We start from the raw sequence: 18,936 nt of genomic DNA on the forward strand, positions 1-18,936 counted from the left end.
ATTCTATTTTTTCGATTTTTTCTTTTTAACAGGCTTTTGCTTTTCTACAGGCAATGCCCATATAATCGCCTTATCTGTTACACCATAATCTGCCACCACTTTTTGTTTTACCAAACCAATATTGTTTGTATTCAATATTTTAATATCCTTGGTTCTTTCTCCCTGCATTTGGGTCAGTAGCTCTACAGAATCTTTCAGATTCAATCCGTTCAAAGTGACACTATCGCTATTTAGAACATACACCAATGGATTGGTCTTTTTGCTTACCATTGTAAGGTTATTAATGGTGATGCCTGAGGCTTCCTGAATATCCACGCCTTCATTAGCCTGCAATACCAGGTTTTCAAGCAATACATTCTTAACATGCATCTCAGGTATACCTCTTACAAAAATTCCTTTAGATGCGCCGTTACAAGTTATATTTCTAAAATAGAAATTACGGAATATCGGTGTTGATTCGTCTACCGCTTTAAACTCAACTTTAGGAGGTTCTCTCTTTTCTCCGTTTGCCGCTACCGGATCCTGCGCTGCGTAATACATATCAAACAAAATTGCTTCGCCGGGAATATCCAGCATATTAACATTGTTCACATAAATATTTTCTACCACACCACCTCTTCCTCTTGTTGTCTTAAAACGTAAGCCTATATCACTACCGATGAAGTTAGAATTACTTACATAGATATTATTAGCTCCTCCACTCATTTCACTTCCTATAACAAATCCTCCGTGAGAATGATAGACCACACAATTATTCACTATAACATCTGCCGTAGGCCTTCCTCTTTTTCTACCTTCTTCGTCTCTTCCGCTTTTTATACAAATACCATCATCGCCAGTGTCGAATATGCAACTTTGTACATTCGCATGTGTACAACTTTCCAGATCTAAAGCATCAGTATTTGTGCCAAACCATGGATTCTTTACTCGTACATTTTGCAGTGTGATATGATCACTTAACATCAAATGAGTTGTCCATGCCGGAGAGTTTTCAAACGTAATATCCTGTAATAATATATTTTTACAATTAGCGATACGGATCATATTAGGACGAAGAAAATCTTTCACACTTTCAAAATCTTTTAATTCTTTGCCGGCTGTTAATTTTCCGATATTATTTTCAGCAAGACCTTTTAACGCCTTAGCTGATGAGTACCAGGTCTTTTTATCTTCGGTAAGTACACCACCATATTTAGATAAATGATTTTTCCATTCCCCTTCAGACAATTTACCTTTTTTAAGAGGTCTCCAATAAAAGCCGTTACCATTCATTATCCCTTTACCGGTAATAGCAATGTTCTCTAGATTTTCGGCAGTAACCGGCGACTGGCACCTGGCTGCATCTACCCCTTCAAAAGAGGAAACAACCAATGGATATTGATTGAAATCAGAAGTAAATATTACTAAGGCCCCTTCATCCAAATGAAGATTGATATTACTCTTCATCACGATGGGACCGGTGAGCCATGAACCTTTCGGAATCAATACTGTACCGCCACCTTTTGCCGCACAGCTATCTATAGCTGTATTGATCGCTTTTGAATTTAACGTATACCCGTCACTGATAGCCCCATAATTAATTATATTAAAAGTATCTCTTTTAAAATGAGGCACATATATTTTGGGCAACTCAAACGCATACTTTTCTTTAAAATCAGAAGGTTTTAAATACTTCGCCAATGCCAGATTCTGATCCTTGATCGACTGACAAACCAATGAAGCAACAGAAGATGCTCCATATTCGCTAAAGTGTGTATTATCTTCTTCTTTCCCTTTATAATTTTTAAAATGATTAGGGGGTATATTTAAAAAGAAACGCCTGCTGTTTTCTACTCCTTCCTTTTCAATCATTGCCTGGCTACTTTTATGTAGATCAATTAAAGGCACATTGAATTTAGCTGCTACATCTTTTACTACCCCGGGATATTCACCATGTTGGTCAACAAATTTCCCCGAAGCATCGAATTTTCTTCTCATTACCGGAGTAACCAAAACAGGATTCGCTCCTTTACTTCTGGCTTCTGTAATAAAACGTATCAGATTTTCTCTGTAAGTAGTTTGTGGAGCTGCATATCTTGTGCTATCATCTATCTTACTATCATTATGACCAAACTGAATGATAACATAATCTCCCGCCTGTAACTGATTCATTACGGTATCCCATCTTCCCTCTTTTATGAAACTCTTGGTACTACGGCCATTCACCGCATAATTTTTCACTTCTACATCACTTGTTAGATATTGCGGAAAAAATTGCCCCCAACCTCTCTCAGGATTTTCATCCAATGGTTTGTTCGCCATGGTAGAATCTCCGATCATAAAAATCCTCACCGGTTTTTCAGGCAACTGAAATGCCATGGTAACAATCAGTATTAATATAGCTACAATTTTTTTCATTCCTATGGTTTAGTAGTTTAGAAAGTTCAGATGTTTAGAAAACAATCTTTACCTTGATTATTTAAAAATCGTAATTCGTACTTTATTCATTATCTCACGTCTTTAATATCTATCACATCCATATCCGTATAATTATAATTCTCTCCTGCCATACCCCATATAAATGAATAGTTACTGGTTCCGCAACCTGAGTGAATGCTCCATGGTGGAGAGATCAATGCCTGATGATTGGCTACCAGTATATGACGGGTTTGCTGTGGTTGTCCCATAAAATGAAACACACGTTGATTATCCGCCACATCAAAATAAAAATATGCTTCCATTCTGCGATCGTGTACATGCGTTGGGATAGTATTCCAAACACTTCCTGTTTTCAACACCGTTAACCCCATTACCAATTGACAACTTTTTAGTCCGTCCGCATGAATGTATTTATATACAGTCCGCTGATTAGCTGTTTCCACTGCTCCTAGATCTAATGGAGATGCCTTTTCCTTTTTCATCAACTGTACTCTGTAAGTATGATGTGCCGGTGCTGATAACAAATAAAATTTCGCCGGATTATTCTTATCCAAACTCTTAAATGATACTTTTTTGTTACCTCTTCCGATATACAAACAATCAAGTTTATTTACCAGGTAGGCTTTGTCCTCCACTTTAATTTCTCCATCACCTCCAACATTAATAACCCCTAATTCTCTTCTTTCCAAGAAATAATCAGCTCTTAAATTTTTATAATTGGGCAACTGCACTGTTTTGCTCAAAGGCATAATACCACCGATGATCACTCTATCATAGTGTGAGTAAACGAAATGAAACGTATTCTCTTCGAATAATTTTTCCACCAAAAAATTGTCTCTCAATTCTTCGGTATTCATTTGTTTTACTTCATTGATGCCATTGGCATATCGTTGTGTCATTTCCATTGCACTATTTTTATATAGTTTAGAAGTTTAGGTTTTAGAATTTTTAGCTTCCCTTACTTTCTTATTTTACATTTCTTATTTTCTACCGTCCCATCCATCCGCCATCAACCGTCAAAATTGTACCATGTACATAATTAGCTGCGTCAGATGCAAGGAAAACTACCGGTCCTTTAAAATCTTCTGTCTCACCCCAACGATTCGCCGGTATGCGACTTAGGATTGATTTGCTTCTTTCGGGATCATTGCGTAATGCTTCAGTATTATCTGTAGCGATGTATCCGGGAGCAATGCCATTTACGTTTACACCTTTACTTGCCCACTCATTGGCAAATGCTTTGATCAAACTTGCCACAGCTCCTTTACTTGCCGCATACCCGGGAACCAAAATCCCTCCCTGGAAACTTAGTAATGAGGCTGTAAAAATTATTTTACCACTACCTTGTTCTATCATTCTTTTGCCAATCTCCCTGGTTAAAATAAACGGAGCATCTAAATTTACCGACAATACTTTATCCCAATATTCATCACTGTGTTCCGCAACCGGATTACGCAAGATCATTCCTGCATTATTAATCAAAATATCTATTCTGCTATTTTCTTCTGTTACTTTTTTTATAAAAGCCTTTAACGAATCTCTGCTACTGAAATCGCATTGATAAGCTTTAAAAGATCTGCCTAAAGCAACCACCTCTTTTTCGATATCACTGCCACTTAATTCCAATGAAGCTGATACTCCTATAATATCAGCACCAGCTTCTGCTAATCCTATAGCCATTGCTTTACCGATACCTTTATTACAACCGGTTACAAGTGCTATTTTTCCTGTTAAATTAAATGAGTTCATATTTTTTTGTTTAGAAAGTTTAGGGGTTAGAAGTGTAGTTCTCCCTACTTTCTTATTCCTTATTTTACATTTCTTATTTCTTCTTCTCTATCTTCCACTCGCCCAAAATATTTTCAACGGTATATTTTTTGACTTCTTCGTCTGTTAACTGTTTACTCCACGAAACTCTTTTTTCTGCATTTGCTCCGGGGCCATAACTTTTGTATTCAGCAAATCGGGCCGTTTTTTCATTATCCGGATTTTTCCAATTATTCCATCCTTCAGCAATTATATGACTACCTATTTCACAATTTATATATGCCACACTTGCATTTGGCTGCCATGGTCTTCCGAGACTGACTTTATTTAACCCGCTATCAGCTGTTAGTTTACAATTGATAAATACAAAGCCAAATGGAATTTCTCTTGGTGTTGACGCCGCTGTAACATGAGAATTCTTTTTGCTGTGGATATGACAGTTTACAAAAACGGCTGTTGCCGGACCAAAAATAAAATCCGTGGTACCTTCAATGTAGCAATCCTTATAATATTGTTTACTTCCATGCCCGCTGCAAAAGAGTACATCCTGAAACCCAATTAAGTTGCAATTAAAAAATGCTGCTCGGGTACCATTCACAAATAAAGCCACCGCCTGCCCGGCTGTAAAACCGGCATCATTGACAAACGTTATATTTTTTGCAGTAAAATTATCTGCATAAATAAAAAACGATGCACTATTCCAGGTGTTTACAGTATCCCCGTTGGGTAATTTTCCTCCTGCATGATTGTTATATGTAAGAACTGTTTTTTTAACATCTTCGCCTATCAGTGTAACAAAATCCTTTCTGGTATCTAAGATCAACCTTTCTTTATAAATACCGGCTTTCACATAAATGGTGACCGGTTTTTTATTACCTGCCGGAATCTTATCAAATGCCTCCTGTACTGTTTTGCAATTACCTGTTCCGTCTTTAGCTACAATAATTTTTTTTTGTGCAAAAACTGTACAAGCAAAAAAAAGTAAGGGCAATATCAAAGATCGTTTTATCATTTACAATATTTAAACCTGTTTTACTCACGAAACAGCATTAATGTACTATTTCTTATTCTCCTAATAAAAAAACTCACAGAGCCCAGTTTACACAGAGTTTAGTATTCTTCTGTGAACTGCGTACTACTCTGTGAGAGAAAAAAAGAGGCAGCAATAAATGCGGCCTCTTTAAGGAATACATTTATTGCTTATTCTACAACTAAGTTTTTAGTCAATTTAACTGACTGTCCAACTAATTGTAAATTATAAATACCTTTTTTAACTGTTTCTGGTAATAACACAGTTTGTGTAGATGTACCACCTTCGTTGGCAATTACTTTAGTAAATACTTTTTGACTTGCATTGTTATAAATACTCAAAGTATATTGGCCTTTAGAGAAATTATTCATTTGCAGATTAAGCTGACCACCTTTAACCGGGTTTGGAGCAACTACTAATTCCTGAGTTTTTAGATTTGCGCCTAACTTAACGATGCTGCTATAATTAGCAGAACCTGTTTTATCCATTCCTTTAACACGGTAGAAAGCAGTACTGCTTAATGGCGCATTGTCCATCCAGGTATATTTATTAGCTCCCGTAGCATTCAAACTTCCTACTTGTGTAAAGTTGATCCCGTCAATAGAACGTTCGATCAAATAATTTTGAGTATTCAATTCTGTTTCGCTTGTCCAGGTAACTTTTGTAAGACCATTTGAATTAATAGCATTGATAGAACCGAATTTTACCGGAGTAATAGTAGAGAAACTTCTTAGAGTAATACTATCATAATCACCATTAGCAGCCTGACCTGATACAAGTGCAATCCTTTTTGCCGTTGCTACATTGATATTGATAGTTGTATCAATACATAATGCAGTAGACCCTTTAACAGTTGTTACCAATACCCATGGGTTACCACCTGCAGTAGAAGTTGGGTTTGTAGTTGCTGAAGTATCTACAGAGTTTGCATAAATACGAAATGTTCTTGTTGTGGTAGTTGCGCTTCTTACGATGCTCATTGAACCTACTCCAAAATTAACTATTGGTAAAGCTATGTAAGGAGTATCGGCTAAACCAGAATAATTCAAAATTCTAATATGCATTGTCGAATTTGGAGAAGAAACACTATTGTATGTGGCGTTAGCACAAGATGTACCAGTAGTACGATAAACATTTACCATATACCATGAACCACTGTTATTTTTACCATCACCCCAATATTTATTTGGAGCACCTGCTGTAGTAGGGTTAACAGCACTGATGGTACCGCCATCAAACCCTTCGGAAAAATAAGGATTGTTGGCCTGTGCATTGGCATTTGTTGTAGAGAACAAGCCCAACATCAAGCTTAAAAAAGATAGAGTAAAAAACTGCTTCATAATTGTGTGTTTTAGTGTAAGTAAATTTTTATTTAAAAAGAGTAAGCAAACTTAGTTCTTGTGAAATTACGAAAGAAAATCGGCAGCGCATGTTCATATTATCGTCAGGCATTTTTAGTAAGCAAATTCGTTATTAACCGGTAAAATAATTGACTCAAAGTGAGAATAAAGCCAATATGATTTTAACAGGGTGTAAATTAGATATTTTCTTGATTTTATAGGTATTTCGGCTCGTTTTTCTACGCAAACGTTGCCATATCTGCGGCAAAAAAATTCCCGGGAACTATTCCCGGGAATTAATCTTAAATACCTGATAACTATCGTTTTATCAATTTCTTCGAAATAGCTTCTCCATTACTGCTGTAAGTAACAAAATAAACCCCCTTCGGTAATCTCGATAAATCAATTATTGTGGTAGTTGTTCCAGCTTGTAATTTTTGGAAAGTAATCTGTTTGCCATTATCCGATTTTATAGAAACCCTTGCTTCGTTCAGTACTTTTGGATAGGTAATAACGACTTCTCTATCCGCAGGATTAGGATAAATACTAATATTGAACGATTTGATTGGAACTCCTATCTTTAAAATATTGCTATAAGTGATTTTTCCGGAAATGTCAGTAATGCGTAAGCGATAGAATGTATTTTCATTTAGTAATCTGCTATCAACAAATTGATATTGATTGGCGCCAATTGTATTTGTTGAAGCCAACTTACCTATTGCCATAAAATTAGCTCCATCACTACTACTTTCAATCACGTAATCCTTTACACTAACTTCTCCTGAGGCTTTCCACCAAAGTGTAGTCTTATTATTGTTGTAGCCACCAGAAAAAGAGATGAGCTTAACCGGAGTGGTAGATAAAACTACCCCTTTTGCCAACACATTTTTTAAAGTGCCATAACGACCGGTGCTACCACTACCGCAACTGAAATAAAACCTGAATGTCAGAGAATCTCCACTATTTAGTGTTACGCCTCCGTTTGCCAATGTAAATACAAATCTGCTGATCGGACCTGTTCCATCAGATTTGCTATTAATTAATAGATAATCTGTAAAGCCTCCTTTATGTGCGGATGTTACCGGTGTTGTTACTACACCCGAAGAATCGCAACTGATCACATCTACTGAATCTACTGGCGAAGATGTATTGGTAAATCCGGTCTTAGACCAAACGCAACCATATCTAAAACCGAAATTTGATGTAGTACCAGCAGCTCCATAAAAATTAAAATTACTAATGATAGAATCAACTCTCACAGATTGGCCTGCAATTGGTTTAACTACAAACTCCTCATAATAACTTCTGTTCAATGTACCTCCATTACCTTGATTGGATGAATTCCATAAACCTGTTCCTGCTGTACCATTATTAAAAGCTTGTCCGTAAAGATTAGAATATGGCTGAACAGCCGCAACAGTAGTTCCATTAGATAAAGCAACATTTTTAAATCTTGATGTTGCTGCTTCTACACTTGCAGATCTTGCTGCAGCAGAGTCAGTATTACTGTATGCCAATGTTAATGGCCAATGTATCAATGTGACAGGTTTCTCTACAATTAAAGAGGTAGTTCCTGAAACGGCAACATTCACATCTACAGCATTGTCAGAAGTATGTAAAATATTACCCGAGTAATCACCTAATCCTGCAGCATTTAATCTTACTGAAATAGTTGTATTCGGTATCACTCCTGATACCGGGGTTAAAACAAGCGGAGTACTATTTGTGTACCATGTTGTACCCCCATTATTAGAAATTTCAAAATTTATCGGAGGAGTAACGGTTACATCACCTGTTAGATTCACACCTGACAAAGTGTATGTCTTTGCATCAGTGGGAGTCCCTAATTCCTGTGCAAATGCACTTACTGAAGTTGATGATGTAATAATAGTTTGTTTACTGGAAATCAAAACAGTATCAGTATTATGCGTTGCAAAACCTGCTAATGAAGCTTCTACATAATAATAATATTTTTGCCCCGGCGCAGGCAAAGACCCATCAATGTATTTAAAATTAACTGCTGTATCATTTGCTGCTGTTGTATTGTAAATTTCAGTAAAACTAACGTTATCGGACGAACGAAGCAACCTGTAAGTGATCCCTGTCATTGGCCAGCTTATATTCCAATCAAATTGTGAAGAAGCAGCTCCTTTAACTCCCCTGAAATTAGACACAGCAATATCTTTTGGCTTATAATCGTAAAGATTCGAATACACAGTTCCAGGTAACCATCCACTAAACATATTTGGCAAATTATACCCTACCGTATCTGCATCGGTAAATTGTTTTGACCAAGATACCCGCTGACTTACATCTGCTAAAGTTCCATCGATATTTTTGCTTTTATATTCAGCAAAAGTAATTTGTGAAGTAATGGTTCCTGCGTCCCAGGTTGACCAACCAAGTGGCGAAACAGTATTTGGCAGGTAAGAATTAAAAAATACAGATTTATTGTAAGCACTTGTACCTCCGGTAGCGTTATTCCATGGTCTGCCCAGAAAATAAATGGTACCTCCGGTGTTGGCAGGAATAAAACAATCACGGAATAAATACCCGTATGTTTGTCCGCTAGGTGTATTCGGCGCTGTGATATAAGATGACCCATTTGATGTACGGGTTTTTGCATATACTATGCAAGAATCAAATATAGCCACTGAGCTTCCGAAAATGAAATCCACATTGCCATCGATATAACATTTATAAAAATAGCATCTTGGTGTTCCGCTTCCTTTCGTGTATAATGTATCCTGGTTAGCAAGTAAACGACAATTTTTAAATACTGCTCTATCTGCATTAATAAGAACCGCTACCGCTTGTGAACCATCTCCGTAGGTATTGGAAAAAGTTATATCAAACGCCGAAAAATCATTCCCGTTGATGCTAAAGCTGGCTGAATTTTGTGTCCCTAATACAGTTGCCGGATCATCATAATACAAGATCGTATTAGCAACACTTTCTCCAATAAGCTGGATAAATGTTTTATTTGATGCCACGGTTATTTTCTCTCTGTATTTACCATTTTTTATAAAAATGATATATGGCACTCCTGAATTATTAGGTGCTGCATTAATAGCGGCTTGTACAGTCGTGTAATTACCACTACCATCCTGAGCCACCACAGCATCATAGATATTAGCTTTTGCATATCCCTGAAAAACAAAAAGAAGAGCAATCAACAGTTTTAAATTTTTCATATTATTAGGCTATTTATATACTTTAATTATTTAGTTTTTAATAAATCGTATTGTTTCTGATCTGTTTTCAAACACGGCCACCAATGCATATATACCTTTTTGTAAAGCAGTGATGTTGATCGATTGATTGATGGCATTAGGATTCATTTTTATTTGCATGATCCTTTTTCCATCGCTACTGAAAATATTGAGCAACCCATTTTTTACATGTTGTGGATACGAAATGTTCAGTACATCTTTTACAGGGTTAGGGTATATAAACAAATTATCTACCTGCGTTTTAAATATAACCGGCACTATTTTGCTGTAAACAAATTTACCATCTTTATCGATAATTTGCAATCTGTAATAAGCAATACCATCAAGTGGATTTTTATCAATAAAGCTATAGCTATTCTGTAAAGTTGAATTTGCAGCACTAATTACGCCTACAGGCGTAAAAAACTGTTGATCAGCACTTCGTTCAACAATAAATCTATCCGCATTGATTTCATTTTCACTAACCCAGGTTGTTTTCACTTGATCACCGTTTAAAGCAGCATTGAAAGATATAAGTTTAACCGGCACTGGAAATGCAGTAGCACTGCCAATAAAAAATGTACTAAAAGAACTGGTTTGAAATTCTACATAATAACCTTTTTGGTAAGTACCATAATTACCAAAAGATGTAGGCACGATCACTTCAGGTGTTCCTGTTAAAGCTGTGATACAATTATTGTCTGCTATTTTCAAAATACGCAGATCACCAAGAGAAGTAATGGTTGCATCTGCGGTCTTTAATTGATTATATTCTGCAACAGTAAAATAAAATCTTACGGTAACAGGCGATGTTACTTCTACTGCAGGAGTTATTGTAATATTTCTGTTCAGGTATGCTAAAAGTGTATTGTAGTACCTAGTTGTAGCTGTAGTATAATAAGATACATTAAATGTGTTTGCAGCTCCATTATCTAAAATTGCAGCTACCACATTATTGGTATCTGTAGAAACCAACCTAGTGTAGGTACTATCTTTTGCAAATAACCAATTGGTTGAACCTGATGCATTGATAGTTCTTGCAACAACACAATTATTTACTTTACCATAGGCTACAATACTATCCCCATTCAAATAATTTTCTATATTCGTGTACCCGTTGCTGTGATACCCATTTCTATCAGCAGCATCAGCACTATTCAACCCTCTTTCCATCTCCCATTCATCCGGCATACCATCATGATCTGTATCTGCCGGAGCAGGTGTAGAAACTAAAGTTGGCCAGGCATTTACTGTAGCAGCAAAACCTTCGGGTGTACTGGTACTATGTGCAGGATAATTTCCTTGCACATCTATGATCTTCCCCGTACGATTGATCACATCATTCACAATTCTTGCATCAAGCGTATCCCTGTTTGGAAGTGAACAACCAGCACCTTTCAATACTGATTCATATGCTTCCAAGGCCGTTTGAGTAACAATAGGCAAAAATGTAAAAGGGATAGTAACTTTTGCTAAACTCGTATCTGCAGTTGTCCCTCCCGACATCACAGCTCCAAACCAATTATTGTTTGTACGTGTTGTAGAGCCTTGTACATAGTTACCCTCTAAATAATATTTGCCATAGGGCAATGTTGCTGTTTTTCCGGGATTTATTATCATCCCTCTGGTTGACGAAGAATTGGAAGTAGATAATCCGTATTTATAATAGTTATTTACCACGTTATAATTTCCTCCTTCTCCTCCGTTCACATTGTAACTTCCCCAATCGTAAATTACATTATTTCTGAAATCTACATTTTCAAGTCCTGCTGTTGCTCCATCCCCCATGAATCTGCTACCACAAAAACGCGGCGCTCTTCCTTGAACATGAGCAATCAAATTATGATGTGCGGTGGTATGCTTGCCTCCCCATATGCCACCATATCCATGATGTTCAAAATCAACATCTCCAGTTTCAAAATGATAAGAATAATTTAAAGGCTCACTGAGAATATTCCATTGGACAGTTGTACTATCTCCATCATAAATACTAAAAGCTTCATCGTCACTCCAACTCATTGTACAATGATCTACAATGATATTTTTATGGCCGGTACCCCCGAATGTATCATCATTACCACTACCATTTACTTTTCCCAGATTTTGATTTTTATCTCCAAGTCTAAAGCGTATGTATCGTATAATAAGATTATCTGCACTGATTGATACGGGATAATCTGCTATACAAATACCATCCCCCGGTGCTGTTTGACCTGCGATGGTAGTATTTGGCCTGTTTAAACTTATTTTAGATGTAAGATGAATGGTACCGGATACCCTGAATACGATCGTACGATAAGCAGGCCCACTTTTAGTAGCAGCATACCTGAAGCACCCCGGCTGATTATCATCCAATAAATTGGTTACTTCATATACTGTGGTAGGTACTGTAGAAGTACCTCTCCCTCCTGTTGTATATTTCCCCATACCCTCAGCAGTGGGAAAGGCAATCTGTTGTGCACGAGAAGAAAAAACACAAAAACTCAACCCCAAAAAAAGCAATCTTTTCATCGTATATGTGTTACCGTTATATGCATCAAAAAAGAAAGGCTGAATAATTTCAGCCTTTCAAATATTTTTTTTAGTACCCGTAATCCTGGGTAAGTTTACCCTGATAATCACTGATCACATCCTGATGAATAGGCATTAATTCGCTGTGATTCGGTTCAAAGAACTGGGCAAAATTGTAATAAATTGCTGCAGCAGCATTATACCCTGTTAACCAGTTTGCTTTTACAAAACCTGTAGGCGTACTGCTCGGTGTTTTATGGTAGAATGAATTGGCAAATACCAATGTAGTAGAATTGGTTTTGTACATCATACTAACCGGAATACTGTCAAACGGTGAGTAAGGGTTGATCCCGGTAATAATCGTAGCCAATTTAGCTTTAGTATCTGCAATGGTTGAAGCCATTCTATTCCATCTGATCAAGTCATATTTTCTGATCCCTTCACCACCAAATTCAAAAGAACGTTCTCTTACAATTGCTTCAAAGAAGCCTGCATAATCAGAAGGAATAGTTCCGATCAGAGAAGCATTACCATCAAAAGCACGTGTTCTCACTTTTGCAAAAGCTTCTTTGGCTTCTTCAGTAGGTCCTCCGTTTATTTCATTTACAGCTTCAGCATACATCAATAATATATCTGAATAACGAAGTAATACCCAGTTCGTATTATAGTTATTGTTAGGGAAAGTAGAAGGATTCGTTATCCACTCTAATCTGTTTTTACCAAAAGAAATAGCACCAAGTGTAGTGTTTTTCATATACCTGTTAGCATCTGCATTATTAGTATATGGAGCACAGGTCACATCTCTTCTTGTATCTAATGAATCAAATGAATAGAAGTAGGAAGGTAATATCCTGATCGCATTTTGTTGTCCGGCAACACCAAATACAGCAGGGCCATCATAATTACCCATTCTTCCACTTGATACAGCAGCACCTCCCGACATTGCTACTTCAAACATCACTTCTCCATTTGGTTCAATAGCATGAGCCAAGATCGCATCTTTAAACACTGCTTTGTAAGAAGGATTTAAATCATGTTCATGACTATCCATTATTTCTCTACACTGATCTCTTGCAATTTTATAATATTCTAAATAATTGCTTCCTCTTTTCATTGTTCTGTCTCTACGTAAAGAATACCCTCCTCTATGAAGAGCAATCCTAGCTAACAATCCTTTTACAGCTCCTTTAGTGATCCTTTCGTCTTTAGGCACCGCTGAACGCCACGGAACAAGATCTATAGCTACTTTCAGGTCATCTATCAATTTGTCATATATAACATCTCTATCTTCTTTAGGTGCATATAGATCCGGCGCTTCCAATGCAGGTACAAAATTCGCCGGCACATCTCCCCAGTTTGTTATCAATGCAAAATAGAACTGAGCTCTAAGTGTCAAGGCTTCTCCATATAATCTTTTCAAATTAGGATTAGATGCAAAGCCATCCATTTGAGGAATATATTTTATACAAAGATTAGCTCTTTCTATACCTGTATATAACTGTTTGAAAGGTTTATCAATTTCTGCATTATTAGGTTTAACACTATAATGAGCAATACTTCTTCTATCTGCCTGATCCAATGTTCCTCCATTGTATGTTGGCCCCATCATCGCATCATCATCAACCATCATGTAAAGACTCAAAATTTTACCGTACGTGTTTTCTCCGGCAAGCTGGCTATACACACCTGCCAGGGTTTTGTATGCATTTGCTTCATTTGCAAAAGCTACTTCCGGACCAACACTACTTATAGGTTGCTTATCCAGATATTTTTTACACGAGTTCAACATCGTTACCCCAGTTAAAAGTAAGGCGAAGTAAGCTATACGTTTTATCATTTTATTTTTCATATTAAAAAGCATTTAATTAATTAAAAACCAACATTTACACCAAAAATATAAGAACGGGTTTTAGGATATGCTGAATAATCCACCCCTGGAGTTAATACACTTCTTTTGGCACTTACTTCAGGATCAAATCCTGTGTAGTTAGTAATTACCGCCAGGTTGTTTCCTGTAGCATATAATCTTACACTTTTAATAAATTTACTTCTTGGTTTTAAAGTATACCCTAAGGTAACATTGTTAATTCTTAAGAAAGAGGCATCTTCAACAGCCCAAGACATAGCATTAAAGCTTTGAACAGCCAATGGACGCCAAATTGTTGCATTCTTATTTCTTTCAGCCAATACAGCCAGATCTGTAATTATATTTCCATTTTCATCAATGGTTTTCCATCTGCCTTCCATGTCTTTAAAGAAATTGGCATCTGGTTGATAACCGTTAGTAAATTCGATTCTGTTTGCATTGTATACATCATTACCTACTACCCAATTTACAAATACACTCAAATCAAAGTTTTTATAAGTGAACTGGTTATTCAAACCTCCAAAAAATTTCGGATTAGTATTTCCTATTACAGTTTGATCTCTTACATCCAATGTATCATTACCATCCAGATCTTTGAATTTGATATTACCTGGCTGAGCTACTGCCAACCCTGTATTATTAATTAAAGTTGTTGCTTTTGGCGTAAATCCTCTGGTTGAATTGTTAAAAGATCCTGCCACAAATTCATCTGCTGTATAAAAACCGTCATTAACATACCCCCATATCTGACCTAAAGGTTCTCCTGGTCTAACTTTGTAATCGTAAGGATTAGTAGAAATGATACCAGACTTAGGATTCAATTCCGGTAAACCTCCCAAAGATTTAACCTTGTTTTTGTTGAAAGAAATATTAAATGTAGAAGACCAGTTGAAATCTCTGCTGCTTAATAATCTTGGAGCTGTTACCTGCAATTCAATACCTCTGTTTACAGTAGACCCAACATTTTGGTATTGGTATTGACTACCGGTGGTAGAAGGAACCCTGTTTTGCAGCAACAAATCATTTGATGAGTTTTCATACAAATCAACTGTAAACAATAATTTATTTTTAAATAATCCGAAATCAACTCCTACGTTCTTAGAAACAGTTGTTTCCCATTTAATTAATTGATTTGCTAAAAACTGACTGTTAGGGATATACGCAATACCCGGAGGAGCATCTAACAATCCATAACCAATACTAGATGATGTATTGTCTGCAAAAGTTGGAAGGAAAGCATAATCAGGGATTTTGTTATTACCAGAAGCTCCATAAGAAGCCCTTAGTTTAACATCTGATATAAAACCGACTTTACTCATGAATTTTTCTTTAGACATATTCCATGCCAAAGATCCGGCAGGGAAATACCCCCATTGGCGACCAGGCGCAAATCTTGAAGAACCATCTCCCCTGTAACTGAATGTTGCAAAGTATTTTGATTTACGACTATAAGTTGCTTTACCAAAGAAAGACAACAATGTTCTCTGAACTTTCGCAAAAGCAGGATATCCTGTAGGAACAGTATTGGAAGGCAATGTATAACTACCTGTAAAATCCTGCCATACTTTGTTATAATCAGCACCATGTGGATAATAGAACCAAATATTTGAACTGGCATATTCTTCTTCCGAAACTGTTTCTTGTCCTAATACAATTTGAAGATTATTGTTCTTTTTAAATCTTCCTTTAATTGAGCCGCTGTTAAAAGAAATCACATTTGAATTAGTAATACCAAATCTTTGGTTAGAATCGATTCTGGCAATAGGAAGTTTACCTCCATCATTACGAGAGTAAGGTGTTGCAGAATCACTAAAGTATTTTATATACTGATTTTTGTTTTCTATACCAACGGTAGTTTTAAACGTTAACCATTTAGTGATAGAGTATTGTGCATAACCGGTAACATTAATATTGTTATTGGTATTTCTTTTCAGATCTTGTCTTGTGTATACAAGAGGATTTACGATACCAGAGCCAGCTGGATTCCCTCCATCTTCATCCACTACAGGATTTTGAACATCTTCAATAAATCTGAAATTATTGAACGGAACATATTTTATTGTATGACGTAAACGACTGAAGTTTAAACCGTCTCCCGATACACCTGCACCATTTAGTGCCTGGTTGGTATAACGAATGGTTGTACCTAATTTTAATTTGTTGCTGGCCTTGTGTTCTAATTTAAAGGTTGCTAACTTTTTCTCAAAATCTGATCCCAATAAAATACCATCTTCTTTATTATAAGTAAGACTTAAATTAAATGAGGTTTGTTTATTGCCTCCGCTTATTGAGATATTATGAGATTGTTGTAATGCTTTTCTTCCGAATAATTTATCTTGCCAGTCAACTGGGGCAACATTTGCATAAGCTTTTACTGAATCATAAGCATGCCCATATACCCATAGGTTTGGACCATATTTTCCTGCAAATGAACTGCTATCCTGACTGTTTCTCATGTTAGCACCAATTCTTTCGTATTGGTATTCTACGAATTCTTCAGGACTCATTACATCTAATTCCTTTGCCAGAGATTTCCATCCAACAAAAGCATTATAAGTAACAGAAATTTTCTTATTATTTTTTCCTCCTTTGGTAGTGATGACAATTACACCATTAGCACCTCTTGAACCATAAATAGCAGTAGCTGCTGCATCTTTTAAGATATCGAAAGACTGGATATCCTGTGGAGAGATCACTGAAAGCGCATTTTCAACCGGAATACCATCTACTATATACAAAGGCGTATTATCCTGAGTGATAGAAGTACCACCACGAACTTTAATGTCATAATCAGCTCCGGGGCCTCCCTCTGCACTTACCACCTGAACACCGGTAGCTCTACCAGCCAACGCTTCTGCAGCATTACTAGAAGCTGGTACATCTTTTATTTGCTCGGCTGTAATAGCAGATGCGGCTCCTGCTATTTCTTTTCTTTTAATTGTTTGATATCCAACCACTACAACTTCATCCTGCACGCTTACTCTTTTCTCTAATATAACAGCAACGCTCTCTCCTGTTACATTTACAACTTTAGCGTTGTATCCTACAGAAGAAACACTCAAACTCACTTTCCCTTCACCTACTATTGCAAGAGAAAAATTACCTTCTTTGTCTGTTTGGGTTCCTTTACGTGTACCACCTACCTGCACAACGTTTGCATTAGGTACACCAACTCCATCTTCGTCGGTAACCTTTCCTTTAACGGTTTTGGTTTGTGCAAATAATAAAACAGGAATGCAAAATGATAGGATAAATACTGATAGCAGTTTATTCATATAGCAATGTTTAAAAAAAATTACAAATTTATTGTTGGGCAATCATGTCACTAAACACTAAAACATACACACAAAAAGAGGTCAAATGTACCCTATTTTGCTGCATCGAAAGATAAATAAAATCCTTTTTTTACGCAATCGTTACCGATAACGTTATAAATGTAAAAATTTAAATTGTAAACGTCTAATAAAATGATTATCTTTAAGATGCAGCGAAATTGCATTTTACATAATCTGTAAAAAAAATATTAGAACTTGTAAATTTTACGCCGTTTAAAAGAGTAAATTTGCTTGTTATCGAAATGTGATCAATGGCATTTTATTTCTATATGATAGAAGATATAGTGTCATTTTACTCCCCAAAAAAACATTGATGTACGAAGCTATAACCATAAAAGACATTGCTAAAGCCCTAAGCCTTTCAACTTCAACGGTTTCCAGAGCTTTAAGAGGCAGTTATGAAATTAGTCCCGAAACAAAGAAGCTTGTTTTGGAGTATGCCGAAAAGTTTAATTATCGCCCCAACCCTATTGCACTTTCTTTAAAGGAAAGAAGAAGTCGGTCAATCGGGGTGGTTGTTACCGAGATAGCCAACAACTTTTTTTCTCAGGCTATCAATGGAATAGAATCAATTGCTTACAATCGTGGCTACCACGTTATCATTTCTCAAAGTCACGAATCTTACGAAAGAGAAATAGTGAACGTGCAGCATTTGTCTTCCCGATCTGTAGATGGCTTATTGGTATCGTTATCTACTGAAACAGTAAATACAGATCATTTTAAGAACTTACATGAAAAGGGGTTGCCGATCGTTTTCTTCGACAGGATCGCAGAAGGTATAGATACACATAAAGTGATCGTTGATAATTATAAAGGTGCTTATGAAGCAACAGACAATTTAATAAAATCAGGATTTAAAAAGATAGCACATCTTACCAGTTCTTCCCATCTTTCTATCACTAAAGAAAGATTGGCCGGTTATAAAGATGCATTATTAAAAAACAATCTTCCTGTAGACGAGGCGTATATAAAATATTGCAATCACGGTGGTATGATCACAGCTGAAGTAGAAGATGCAGTAAAAGAACTGATGAACCTTAAACAAAAACCTGATGCAATTTTTGCGGCAAGCGACAGAGTTACGATCAGCTGCCTGTCTACTTTTAAAACATTAGGACTATCAGTGCCAAATGACATCGCTATTATCGGTTTCACCAACTCTGGATTGATCGAATTATTAAACCCTTCTTTATCAGCAGTAAAACAACCTGCGTTTGAAATGGGACAAATGGCGACTGAATTATTGATTCAATTGATAGAAAGTAAAAGACCAGTAACACAATTTGAAACCAGAGTCTTGCAAACAGAATTGACCATCAGGGAATCCTCCACTAAAACAGCAAAGAAGAAAAAATAATCAAAATAAATTTCGTTTATTCATGAACGTTATTGATCTTTTTTTGCCTTTAGCCGGATAAAAAGGATAATCAAGTTCGAAATATTCTACTGATAAAAT

General features: G+C 36.3%; 10 protein-coding genes. 1 reads left to right on the top strand and 9 read right to left on the bottom strand.

Annotation, left to right across the window (positions count from 1 at the left end; all coding sequences use genetic code 11):
- Nucleotides 1-3: 3 nt before the first annotated feature.
- From LK994_RS12705 to LK994_RS12745, 9 genes are all read right to left on the bottom strand, one after another.
- Nucleotides 4-2,397, bottom strand: coding sequence for a glycosyl hydrolase family 28 protein (locus LK994_RS12705; protein ID WP_229760465.1), 2,394 nt, complete (start codon nucleotides 2,395-2,397; stop codon nucleotides 4-6).
- Nucleotides 2,398-2,486: 89 nt separating this feature from the next.
- The gene (kduI, locus tag LK994_RS12710; RefSeq protein ID WP_229760466.1) at nucleotides 2,487-3,323 is read right to left on the bottom strand and encodes a 5-dehydro-4-deoxy-D-glucuronate isomerase; all 837 of its coding nucleotides are present in this window, start codon (nucleotides 3,321-3,323) and stop codon (nucleotides 2,487-2,489) included.
- An 82-nt stretch (nucleotides 3,324-3,405) separates the two neighbouring features.
- Nucleotides 3,406-4,167: an SDR family NAD(P)-dependent oxidoreductase gene (locus tag LK994_RS12715; protein ID WP_229760467.1), complete on the bottom strand. Its 762-nt coding sequence runs from the start codon at nucleotides 4,165-4,167 to the stop codon at nucleotides 3,406-3,408.
- 73 nt (nucleotides 4,168-4,240) lie between these two features.
- Nucleotides 4,241-5,197, bottom strand: a complete 957-nt coding sequence (locus LK994_RS12720) for a pectinesterase family protein (protein WP_229760468.1) — start codon at nucleotides 5,195-5,197, stop codon at nucleotides 4,241-4,243.
- A 188-nt stretch (nucleotides 5,198-5,385) separates the two neighbouring features.
- Nucleotides 5,386-6,555, bottom strand: a complete 1,170-nt coding sequence (locus LK994_RS12725) for a T9SS type A sorting domain-containing protein (protein ID WP_229760469.1) — start codon at nucleotides 6,553-6,555, stop codon at nucleotides 5,386-5,388.
- A 317-nt stretch (nucleotides 6,556-6,872) separates the two neighbouring features.
- Nucleotides 6,873-9,749: a pectinesterase family protein gene (locus LK994_RS12730; RefSeq protein ID WP_229760470.1), complete on the bottom strand. Its 2,877-nt coding sequence runs from the start codon at nucleotides 9,747-9,749 to the stop codon at nucleotides 6,873-6,875.
- 30 nt (nucleotides 9,750-9,779) lie between these two features.
- A complete protein-coding gene (locus tag LK994_RS12735; protein ID WP_229760471.1) occupies nucleotides 9,780-12,278 on the bottom strand; it encodes a T9SS type A sorting domain-containing protein in 2,499 nt (832 codons plus the stop codon).
- A 70-nt stretch (nucleotides 12,279-12,348) separates the two neighbouring features.
- Nucleotides 12,349-14,127, bottom strand: coding sequence for a RagB/SusD family nutrient uptake outer membrane protein (locus tag LK994_RS12740; RefSeq protein WP_229760472.1), 1,779 nt, complete (start codon nucleotides 14,125-14,127; stop codon nucleotides 12,349-12,351).
- Between the two features lie 20 nt (nucleotides 14,128-14,147).
- Nucleotides 14,148-17,420, bottom strand: a complete 3,273-nt coding sequence (locus tag LK994_RS12745; RefSeq protein ID WP_229760473.1) for a SusC/RagA family TonB-linked outer membrane protein — start codon at nucleotides 17,418-17,420, stop codon at nucleotides 14,148-14,150.
- A 373-nt stretch (nucleotides 17,421-17,793) separates the two neighbouring features.
- On the opposite strand from LK994_RS12745, the gene LK994_RS12750 reads away from it, so the two are divergent.
- Complete coding sequence (locus LK994_RS12750) at nucleotides 17,794-18,837, top strand: LacI family DNA-binding transcriptional regulator (protein ID WP_229760474.1); 1,044 nt, start codon at nucleotides 17,794-17,796, stop codon at nucleotides 18,835-18,837.
- Nucleotides 18,838-18,936 lie beyond the last annotated feature (99 nt).

The organism is Ferruginibacter lapsinanis (genome assembly GCF_020783315.1).
GTDB lineage: Bacteria > Bacteroidota > Bacteroidia > Chitinophagales > Chitinophagaceae > Ferruginibacter > Ferruginibacter lapsinanis.